Source organism: Mucilaginibacter puniceus (assembly GCF_054783175.1).
This window is the reverse complement of record NZ_BAAGRB010000001.1, coordinates 1,417,462-1,427,550: the sequence shown is the minus strand read 5'-3', so window position 1 is coordinate 1,427,550 and position 10,089 is coordinate 1,417,462. Positions and strand designations below refer to the sequence as shown.

9 protein-coding genes are annotated in these 10,089 nt (G+C 39.6%); all 9 read right to left on the bottom strand.

Features of this window, described 5'->3' with window-relative positions; all coding sequences use genetic code 11:
* The coding region (locus tag ACYVJ6_RS06855) for a TonB-dependent receptor (protein WP_460693287.1) at nucleotides 1-2,762 on the bottom strand (2,762 nt) is incomplete at its 3' end.
* Between the two features lie 149 nt (nucleotides 2,763-2,911).
* Nucleotides 2,912-3,655, bottom strand: coding sequence for a hypothetical protein (locus tag ACYVJ6_RS06850; RefSeq protein ID WP_460693286.1), 744 nt, complete (start codon nucleotides 3,653-3,655; stop codon nucleotides 2,912-2,914).
* Between the two features lie 97 nt (nucleotides 3,656-3,752).
* Nucleotides 3,753-4,535: a hypothetical protein gene (locus ACYVJ6_RS06845; RefSeq protein WP_460693285.1), complete on the bottom strand. Its 783-nt coding sequence runs from the start codon at nucleotides 4,533-4,535 to the stop codon at nucleotides 3,753-3,755.
* Complete coding sequence (locus ACYVJ6_RS06840; RefSeq protein ID WP_460693284.1) at nucleotides 4,532-5,281, bottom strand: hypothetical protein; 750 nt, start codon at nucleotides 5,279-5,281, stop codon at nucleotides 4,532-4,534. Before ACYVJ6_RS06840 ends, ACYVJ6_RS06845 begins: the two co-directional genes overlap by 4 nt.
* 2 nt (nucleotides 5,282-5,283) lie before the next feature.
* Nucleotides 5,284-6,075: a hypothetical protein gene (locus ACYVJ6_RS06835; RefSeq protein WP_460693283.1), complete on the bottom strand. Its 792-nt coding sequence runs from the start codon at nucleotides 6,073-6,075 to the stop codon at nucleotides 5,284-5,286.
* 97 nt (nucleotides 6,076-6,172) lie between these two features.
* Nucleotides 6,173-7,072 carry a type IX secretion system protein PorD gene (gene porD, locus ACYVJ6_RS06830; RefSeq protein ID WP_460693282.1) on the bottom strand — a complete coding sequence of 300 codons (900 nt, stop codon included), beginning with the start codon at nucleotides 7,070-7,072 and terminating at the stop codon, nucleotides 6,173-6,175.
* Nucleotides 7,072-8,274, bottom strand: coding sequence for a bifunctional phosphopantothenoylcysteine decarboxylase/phosphopantothenate--cysteine ligase CoaBC (coaBC, locus tag ACYVJ6_RS06825; protein ID WP_460693281.1), 1,203 nt, complete (start codon nucleotides 8,272-8,274; stop codon nucleotides 7,072-7,074). Before coaBC ends, porD begins: the two co-directional genes overlap by 1 nt.
* 130 nt (nucleotides 8,275-8,404) lie before the next feature.
* Nucleotides 8,405-8,743, bottom strand: coding sequence for a DNA-directed RNA polymerase subunit omega (locus ACYVJ6_RS06820; RefSeq protein ID WP_460693280.1), 339 nt, complete (start codon nucleotides 8,741-8,743; stop codon nucleotides 8,405-8,407).
* A 30-nt stretch (nucleotides 8,744-8,773) separates the two neighbouring features.
* Nucleotides 8,774-9,673 carry an outer membrane protein assembly factor BamD gene (locus ACYVJ6_RS06815; RefSeq protein ID WP_460693279.1) on the bottom strand — a complete coding sequence of 300 codons (900 nt, stop codon included), beginning with the start codon at nucleotides 9,671-9,673 and terminating at the stop codon, nucleotides 8,774-8,776.
* Between the last annotated feature and the right edge of the window lie 416 nt (nucleotides 9,674-10,089).

The window sequence follows — 10,089 nt, the reverse complement described above, 5'->3', positions numbered from 1 at the left end:
CCGTTGCGTTGCGGCCTTCCGCCCCATTTTTGGAAGGTGGCCCTAAGGCCCACCATAAAATAACGGCTAAGCACGTTTGATAGCGTATTGGTTACCCCCTGCGGTGTTATGGTTTGTGATACAAAGTTGTTTTGCTTCAAAATGTCATAAACATTAAAGGTGAGCCAAAAATTATTATTCTTGTGTAATTGCCTTTCAACCCCTGCGTTTATAACCAATGGGTTGCTGTTAAGTGAACCTAAGCCTGTAACATAATTTTTTGATCCGCTGTAATTTAGCCGCCACGCACCCAAATAAAACCGGCCATCAACAGCTAACGATAACGTTTGACGTAAAGTAGAATTAGACCCCACAGTTGATGTAAAGCTACGTTGTATATCGTAAGCTATGTAAGGATTGATCTCGATACTTTCATTAGGGTTTATCTTTGGGCTAAAACGCTGGTTAATGTTCCATATAGTAGTATGGTATTGGTTATTGTTGCCCATAGCCACATTGTAACCATAATTTACATTACCGCTAAATGAAAGTGTGTAACGCCTGTCGGCCAATTGTTTGGCGAAATTATAGTTTACCCCGGCGGTGTGCGTCCCGTTAAGATTTACATAGGTGGTTTCAAAAACCGTGCTGTACCTGTCAGGGCCGGTTGCAATTAATACCGGGTATTGTAAAGTGTTGGTAGCAACCTGGTTTAAAATTTGCGATGCGTTAACTGTTACACTTATGGTTATTTTGGAGTTGGCTATATAATTATTATAGCTGGCGCTTAAGCTATTGGTAAACGCGGGTTTTAAATTAGGGTTGCCCGTAACAATACGTCGCGGGTCGGACCTATCTGTAAACGGTTGTATCTGGTCAAAATTAGGTATGGTATTATTGCCGCTGTAACTTAGGCTCAACCTTTCGGTGGTTGACCATATATAGGTAAAGCGCAATACCGGCATCACCCTAAAATTATTACTGGATGACGATACAGTTTGGTTATTATTATTGTTAACCCGTGTACCTGCAATTGTGGTAGGCATGGCTGTACCACCTATAGATAGGTTTATCTTATCGCCATTGTAAGCATAATTAAACCGCAGGCGCGACTCGGTATAGGTGTAGTTAAAAATATTGCTCAGCCGGGTAAGTTCTTTGAGTTGCCCGTTATCTACCGTGTCTTGTTTCGCCACATTGTCAAACGCCGAGTGGTTAATAGAGCCCACAAACTCTAATTGTGATTTTGCAGTAAGCGGCTCCAAATAAGTTACGCTGGTATTTAGCGTATTGGTAATATTGGTGCGCCGTCTTTGCAGATCAGCTACTGAGTCGGGGCGTAAGCGGTTATTTTGTGTTTCGTCTGCAAAAAAGCCATAAGTAGTTAGTGTGCGGCCCTTAGAGGCGTTGTTTGAATTGTTATATGTTAACTGTACTGAAAAATTGCGCCGTGGTTTTTTTAAAAAAGAATGCTGATAAAGCGCGGTAACACCAACATTTTTATTGTTGGATTTGCTTTCGTTAACATTATTTGATACCAGGTGCTCAAAACCTGTATCAAAATTGTTTATACGGTCGCTATATGATGTATTGTTGGTATTGGTAGTTCCGTAACTATAAGTTGGCTCTACCTGCAAAAAATTAGCTTTATCAAATTCATAACTTACACGCGCTGTTCCGCGATGGCTATCGGTATAATTTTTAGCGGTAGTTTCGGTATTAAAATAACTGGTATTTATCACGCCGGGTATCCGGCCGGCCAGGTAGGTTTCGCCAAAGCTTTTATTGCTCGATTTGTTATCATTTACCGAGTAGTTGTAACTTGTGGTAAGCTTTAATTTGGTCCATTGGTCGCTGTAACTAATACCCGGTGTAGCCGTAAATGTAGTACCCGCACCACCACCGCCATTAATGCCGCTGGCTACACCGGTTTGGGTATTGTTAATCCGCCCGGTTAAGGCAATCTGCCGGTTGGCATTTAAACGCGTTAAAGTTACGTTTGCATTATACCGCTCATCATTACCAGCCTGTACACTTGGTGTAAACAAGGTGCCAATTGACCTATCGGGCTTGGTAGTAACATTTAGTAATTTTTTAGGGTCGGTATCTTTTATACCCGTTCTTGCGGCCTGTTCGCCATAATCATCAATTACCTGGGCTTTTTCAATAATATCGGCAGGCAGGGTTTGTATAACAGTAGCTACACTGCCGCCTAAAAAGTCTTTTCCGTTTAAACGCGCTTTCTCTACCTTTTGCCCCTGGTACAACAAAGTTCCGTCCCGGCCCACATCAAAGCCTTCCATTTTTTTCAGTAGTTCATCCAGCCTATCGCCTTCGCGCACTTTATAGTCGCTGGCTTTAAATTCTGTAGTATCCTGTTTATAAATTATAGTAGGTTTGCCGTTTATGGTCACCTCTTTTAACTCGGTGGCTTTGGGTTCAAGTTCTATTGGGTCAAGCACCAACTGTTTTGACAAGTCATTATTACGCAACAGCACGGTATTAGTTAGCCCCCTCGCGCTCACTGTTATATAAAAGCCTGCGCGCCTTACCTGCTTAAATATAAATACACCGTTGTTATTGGTTTTGGTGTACATCGAGTCGAGCGGCGATTTAAGGTGTACCGTAGCATTAGGTACGGGATCATCATTTTCATCTTTTACTATCCCGTTTACATCCCTAAACTCAAGAGCGGGTGGTGGCTGAACTGTACTTGCCGGTGCTTGTGCTGCCAACCGCAGTGATAGAAGCAAAACAGATAATGTAAGATATATGCCTTTCATGGCTTGAGTTGTGATAAGGTTTAGGTTTTATGGTTACTCTAACATGCAACTATTTTTGTAGTTAAAAAAGCATTTAACACATTTATTACAAGAATATCTTGTTTACTGGTAAATCTACGAAATTTTCGTAAAAAAAATAATCCTTATAGCTATTTTGCTAAAGTATATTCTCCCCAAAAATCTGCTCCATATACTTTATGGGCTTCTTCTGCCCAAAAACTTGCAGGCCTTAAATGGGCAAGCCAGCTTTCATTTACCTGTACGTTATAATTGGTCTTGGGCAATGCTCCCGAAGTAAATTCAAGATATTTTAGTGGTATGGCTATCTCGTAATATAGTTCATTCTCTGCCGGACAATCTAATCCAACCAAAATATCTTTGGCATCATATATAGAGTATAAGGTATCGGTAAGTATTTTGGAGCCAAATACCTTAAGATGCTTATTTTTTGTAACAATAGCCTTATTCATTTTAAGCAGTAACGGATCTTCGGTGCGGCTTTTATGAATCATTTCACTATACTTATTGCTTTCATCCATAGTTTGCGCCTGGCTTAAAGGGTATTTAATAACCACACTCCCGTCTTTCGATTTTTTGTTCGCGTTAAAGCTGATGGTTATTCCGTTCCTGATTATTTTGTCGGTATAATCTTTTTCGTTGGAGTATATAGCTAAGTACAGATTCTCGGCATCGTTAGCTATGGTGTAGTAAACCCCCGTTGTTTTATTATATGCCTGGAACCTGCCACCCCACTCTTTAGGCTTGCCGTCTATCTTGATATCGGCAGGTGCACGTAAACTTGTTTGCTGTACTTGCGGTAGTTTTTGCGCATAAGCGCCAATAAAAAACAGCGACACTATAGTTATTGAGAGAGTGATTTTTTTAAGGGCCATGATAAGATAATTAGTTTAGTTACACTAACATACAACTATTTTTGTAGTTGACGTAGCGTTTGACATAATTTAACTTTTTACACAGGGTGGGTTGGCGTTATTTAGCTAAAGTGTATTCACCGGTAAAGTTGGTTTCCGCATATCTTTTCGTTTCTAATCCCTGTACTGTTTTCGTAAAAGCATCAAGGTCTGCTTGTGCAGTGGTTGTTGATCCATCTGCACGCGTTATACCGATAATTTTTGGCAAGGGTTTCATATATTTTCCCTTGACTGAAATTTTATATTTAAAGGTCTGTGGAATAACATTTGAAGTGCTTAAGTACTTTAATGGGATAGCTAACTCATATATATAGCCAAGGCTGGCATCAAATCGGCCGGCAACACTAATACCATATTCATTATATATAGGAACAGAATCTGTTATACCATCTATCCCAATCACTTCTATTACTTTAGCGTTATCTGCAAACAATTTGTTGTCCTTTACTATAAGCGGATGATCTTCCTTACCTGAAAGTGCAGCTCGGTGACGTGAAAGTTCAGGAGGAGGATCATTAAATGCCGGGTAACAAAAACTAAGTTCATGATCATTTCCTTCTATCTGAAAATTAATACCGCCGGTCATAACCTTGTAAAAAAGCACTTCTGATGAATAGACATAAGTAATTAAATACAAATTTTTATCATCGTTAGAGATAGTATAGAATATTTCTGTTGCCGGATTATATGCCTGAAATTTGTCATTCCACTCGGTAGCCTTACCATCAATTTTAATATTGGCAGGCGCGCGTACAGATGCCGTTTGTACTTTGGGTAGTTTTTGAGCACTGGTTTGAAGAAAAGCTAATGAGGCTAATAAAATTAATAATGTCTTTCTCATGGTTGTTTAGCTAAAGTGTATTCGCCCCAAAAATCGGTTGTTACACCAAGTTGTGTAAGAATATATATAGGATGAGACGCTGATCTACCGGCTGGCGGAATTGTAGGAAGAGAAGAAGATCCTGACTTATCAGATTGTTTATAGCCATTTAATGTAACTTGATAAGCAAATGCTTTTGAGGCGCCCACAAGCCCGAGAAGTTTTTTCGGAACCAACATTTCATAAATAAGCGCGTTATTGTGATAACGCATGCTGGTAAGTATTCCCACATCATTGTAGATGGCAAGCACACTATCTTGCAAACCTATCACATTATTTGTTTTAATGAATTTAAGTTGCTTAATAGCTGCAATTATGAGCGGGGTATCAGTTAAAATTTTAAAATTTGCTTTTGTACCATCCCAGGCTGAAGTTGTGAATGGGAATGTTATAGACGGACCAATTACTGCTTTCTTTCCGGCAGTATTTATACCAAACTTTATACCTCCAACCAAAATTTTATTAATGGTAGCAAGGTCAGTAGCCCTTGTTGCCAGATATAAATTATCAGCGTCATCTGCCAAAACATATTCAATTGACGTAGCGTTATTGTTTGCTTTTAACCTGTTTTGCCATTCATTTAGTTTTCCATCAATATTAAATGTGGTTGGCAGTAATTGGCTTTCCGTTTGTACATTAGGCAACTTTTGGGCAAATAAGCCAGGGCTTATAATACAGCACAAATAAGTCAAGAATAATCTGTTCATGGTTATTTAGCTAAAGTATACTCTCCCCAAAAATCAGTTGTACCTGCACCGGCATCGTTACTTCTTTGCATGTCTTGCAACACCCTTTGAAATACGGCATCGCTTACTTGTCCTGCAGCGTGCCATTTTTCCGGCTCAAATGGGCTGCCGTATTTATTAGGCGGGCCATTAATAATAACGTGATAGGCAAATTTAGCCGGGCTGGTGGTTGATAAGCCTAAAATATTCAGATCAAAAGTCAACTCGCAGGTGTAAACAGCTTTACTATCTAACGCGGCACCAGCCATTATGCCCTCATCATTATATATAGGTATTGGCCCATCTTTTCCTAACAAACCCTTGGTATATATCCATTTAATTTTTTCGGCCATTCTTTTACTTATAGCCTTAGCAAATACGTTCTTGTCGTTTCCTCCCTCGTCCGGGTTCCATCCAAACCCAACCATTTGGCTTTTCTCCGTCATGTACGGAAACTTAGCGCCTACAGCACCAATATCACTTTTTTTGCCCGACCGCTGTACTAAAAAAGTAATACCACCATTAACCAGTTTGGCCAGCATGTTTTCATTTTTACTTTGAAATATTAGGTAAAGTTTTTTATCATCATTGGCTATGGTGTAATATATTTCGCCTGTGGAATTGTAGGCCTGCATTTGTTTCCACTCGGTAGGCTTGCCATCTGCCTTGGCATTAGTGGGTGCACGCAAACTTACCTCTTGAATTTTAGGTAGTTTTTGGGCATTAACTTGTATAAAAGCCAATGCAGCTAATAAAAGCAAGATGGATTTTTTCATAACCTGGTTTATTGCACATTGCAAGGGTGGCCGCACAATCAAAACTAATAAATTAGTTTTTAAAATCCAAATTATATTTCAAGCCTTAGGTGTAGTTTTAGTTTGCTTTTTGTAAGGTTTGGTATTTCATGCCATTAGCCGGGTCGGCTCTTAACAGGGTGTTCATGGCTTCCAGGCGGGTTTGTATATCAGCCCCGCTGAAAATAGAAACCAGTTCATCATCCTTAGCTGCAAAAAATATTAGCGGGAACGCAGCACCCAGCCGTTGGCGGTCAATTTGGGTAAGTTGGGGTAAGGCGGTAGCTATAGCTTTGCGGCCTTTGGCGGCATTATCAGCCATCACATCCAAACCGTTACGGTGATATTCATAACTAAATACGCGCAGTGGGGCATATATGCGGTTGTTCAAATTTTCCGATATCCAGTAGCGGTTAGTGTTGCTGTCAAATGCTTTCCACCCCCTGTATGATGAAGATTGTGCGTTGGTAACCACACTTTGTGCGGCTAAATAATAGGGCGTACCACCGTACCTGGAAAAGCTATCATAATCGGCACCAATTATGATATAAGCATAAAATGCCATTACCGATGCTAAGTTAGATTGAAAGTTTTGGTCGCTAAAATCAATGGTTTGCCCTTCGTTATACGTAAAGTCAAAATCTTTATCGTTAATACTTAATAAGGTGGTTGTATAACTGGCATTAAACACCGGGCGCGATGATTGTACCTGCAACTCGCCGCTAAAGCTGCTGCCGCCATCCCAGGCGGTAACGTTTAATACAAAGTTGCAATCAATCCGCTCCTGTGGCAATATGGGGTCCGATATCCATTTGCGCCCGTTCAAAAAATCGCGCATGGCCGTTTCCAGGGTTTTAAAAATGCGCTTATTGGTGCTTTGTATACGCGGCGATAATATCGTCACCCGTGCATTCAGATCCTGCGCCTGCGCGGTAAATGCCAGGCAAAACAATAGGATATAAATATAAACGGCTCTCATTATTGTTTTACAAGTTCGGCAATTTTCAGGCAAATATCTTTAGCAACCTCATTTTTAGTTTTTAAATCAAAACCGGTTTTTTGCAGGTAGCGGTCAATTATGGTTATTTTATTGGTATCGCCTTTAAAACCGGCACCCTCATCGTTTAACGAGTTGAGTACAATAAAATCAAGGTTCTTCTTTTTTAGTTTATCAATAGCGTTCTGCTCTTCGTCGTTGGTTTCCAGCGCAAAGCCTATCAATAACTGGTCGGCACGTTTCAACTCGCCCAGTGTTTTTAAAATATCGGTTGTTTTTTTAAGGTCGATATTAAAACCGGCATCCTGTTTTTTTATTTTTTGCTGCGCGATGTTAACCGGGGTATAATCAGCTACGGCGGCACTCATTACACAAATGTTTGCCGTTGTAAAATGCTGTTGGCATTGGTCCAGCATCTCTGCAGCCGATGTTACATCAATGCGTTTAACGCTGCGCTGTTTGCTTTTTTGTGCCGATGGCCCTGCAATCAAGGTAACATCGGCACCCATAGCTGCCAACTCATCCGCAATGGCAAACCCCATTTTACCTGACGAATGATTGCCTATAAACCTCACCGGGTCAATGGCCTCATAAGTAGGGCCTGCAGTTACTAATGCCTTTAGGTTAACTAAGGGCAACTTCTTTTTAATATCTGCTGCCAGGAAGGCGATAATATCTTCCGGCTCGGCCATGCGGCCCTCGCCTTGTAAACCGCTGGCCAGGTCGCCATTACCCGGTGGTATCAATATATTTCCGAACGATTGTAACTGCTTAACATTTTGTATAGTGGTGGTATGTTTCCACATATCCAGATCCATAGCCGGGGCAAAATAAACCGGGCATTTGGCCGATAGGTAAACAGCGGTTAGTAAATTATCAACCAAACCCGTAGCCATTTTGGCTAACGTGTTGGCACTTGTTGGGGCTATCAATAAAATATCGGCCCATAGGGCTAACTCCACATGATTATTCCACTCGCCGGTTTCGGGTTCAAAGTATTGATGATATACCGGGTTTTTTGAAAGGGTAGATAGGGTTAAGGGAGTAATAAAGTTGATTGCGTCGGGTGTCATCACTACTTGCACATTGGCCCCGGCTTTAACCAATAGCCGTACCAGTGAAGCCGATTTATAAGCTGCAATGCTTCCGCATATCCCCAAAACAATGTTTTTACTCTCAAGCATAAAGCCCCCTAACCCCCTTTAGGGGGAATAATATTAGATAAAATTATAAAAAACAGCAGATAAAAAAACTCCCCGAAGGGAGTTATATTTTAATAGACCATTACACCCCCTTTAGGGGACTGGGGGGCTACTACGCTTCTTTAGTAGGATTGCGATAGTAAACTTTACCATCTAAAAATTCCTGAACAGCTACCAATGATGGTTTTGGTAGTTTTTCGTAATATTTTGATATTTCAATTTGCTCGCGGTTTTCAAAAACCTCTTCAAGGTTATCATTAACCGAAGCAAATTCTGAAAGTTTTTGATGTAATTCTTCCTTAATATTATTAGATATCTGGTTTGCCCTTTTTGACATAATTACCAGCGATTCGTAAATATTGCCTGTTTCTACATCCAACTCACGCAAATCGCGGGTTACTGTACTGTTAGCTACAGCGGGTTTTGTGTTATTGTTAACGTTGTTACTCATATCAATTTTTTTATTTATTATTTTTTTGTCTCACTTTGAGGATGGTTTTACCTGTATAGAATCTTTTTTTGTTTCGTTTTTTATAGCGTTCATTTGGGCCTCAGCCTCAGCCAATATAAGCTTTGTTTTTTCAATACCTTGCTCACTATCTTTTTTAAGGTCAGCAACCTGACTTAAATATTTGCTTTGGGGATATTTTTCAGTAAACTGGTTCGCATAGGTTATAGCCTGTTCGTAACGCTCCACTTGTTTAGTTTCTAAACTACGCTTAGCGTATTCATACTGCGATTTTATAATTAAATACTCAATTTCTTCGGCATATTTTGTGTCCGGATAATCGCGCAGTGTATTATTAAATGAAATAACTGCAGCCTGGTAATTACCCGTATTTAAATATAGTTTTGAATTGGCAAATGATTTTTCTTCCAGCCTTTCATGCATGTCCTGTATCAGCCTATTAGCCTCAGCCACCCGTTCGCTTTTTGGGTGAAAGTTGATAAATAACTGCATACGCTCAATAGCTCTTTCAGTATTTTCCTGGTCAAGCGAATATTCCGGCGCGTCCAGGTAATAACAGTAAGCAGTTAAAAAACGACACTCTTCAGCTTTAGGATCTGAAGGGAATGTATCGGCAAACTGTTTAAATAAATATCCCGCAGATATATAATCCTTCAATTTATAATTGGCCATGGCTTGGTAATAAAAAAGCTCGGTAGCGCTTGATTGGCCATGGTATTTAGGGGCAATGTCATTAAACAATTCCAAAGCCTTGCTATATTCCTTTTTGTTATATAGTTTAATAGCTTCGGTGTACTTTTTATTATTGTCATTGCTTTCTTTTAGCTTTTCGAAGCTGCTTTTACAGCTGCTTACGGCCATTACCAAAACAACAAATAACCCCAAAAATAACGACAGGTGTTTTTTAAACATTTTGCAAAGATAAGAATAATATAAAAATAGGTCAATTATTTATTTATCAGCTAATATATAACCACAAAGGCGGGTTATTATATATAGTAAGAGTATTTAACATCTTTTAACTTTTGCAGCTATACTGTGCAATATAGCCTATATATGCTATTAACCCGACGGACTACTAACGCTTATTGGTCTTAAAAATTATTTGATTTTTTTAAGCTGATTTGCAGTAGGTTATATTTATATATGATATAAAACATAAGAATGATTTGTATTAACCAAAACTGTGCATACCTTTGCAGCCCGCAAATAAGGTAGCGGGATTTGTTCTGAAAAACACATTGAAATACCAGCAAAAATTATTTTGAAATATATTTTGCATAAGTAAAAAAGGTTCATACCTTTGCAATCCCAAATCAAACGGGGCA

Coding starts and splice junctions, on each gene's coding strand:
- ACYVJ6_RS06850 (WP_460693286.1), bottom strand. CDS start 3,655: ATGGCCCTTAAAAAAATCACTCTCTCAATAACTATAGTGTCGCTGTTT.
- ACYVJ6_RS06845 (WP_460693285.1), bottom strand. CDS start 4,535: ATGAGAAAGACATTATTAATTTTATTAGCCTCATTAGCTTTTCTTCAA.
- ACYVJ6_RS06840 (WP_460693284.1), bottom strand. CDS start 5,281: ATGAACAGATTATTCTTGACTTATTTGTGCTGTATTATAAGCCCTGGC.
- ACYVJ6_RS06835 (WP_460693283.1), bottom strand. CDS start 6,075: ATGAAAAAATCCATCTTGCTTTTATTAGCTGCATTGGCTTTTATACAA.
- porD (WP_460693282.1), bottom strand. CDS start 7,072: ATGAGAGCCGTTTATATTTATATCCTATTGTTTTGCCTGGCATTTACC.
- coaBC (WP_460693281.1), bottom strand. CDS start 8,274: ATGCTTGAGAGTAAAAACATTGTTTTGGGGATATGCGGAAGCATTGCA.
- ACYVJ6_RS06820 (WP_460693280.1), bottom strand. CDS start 8,743: ATGAGTAACAACGTTAACAATAACACAAAACCCGCTGTAGCTAACAGT.
- ACYVJ6_RS06815 (WP_460693279.1), bottom strand. CDS start 9,673: ATGTTTAAAAAACACCTGTCGTTATTTTTGGGGTTATTTGTTGTTTTG.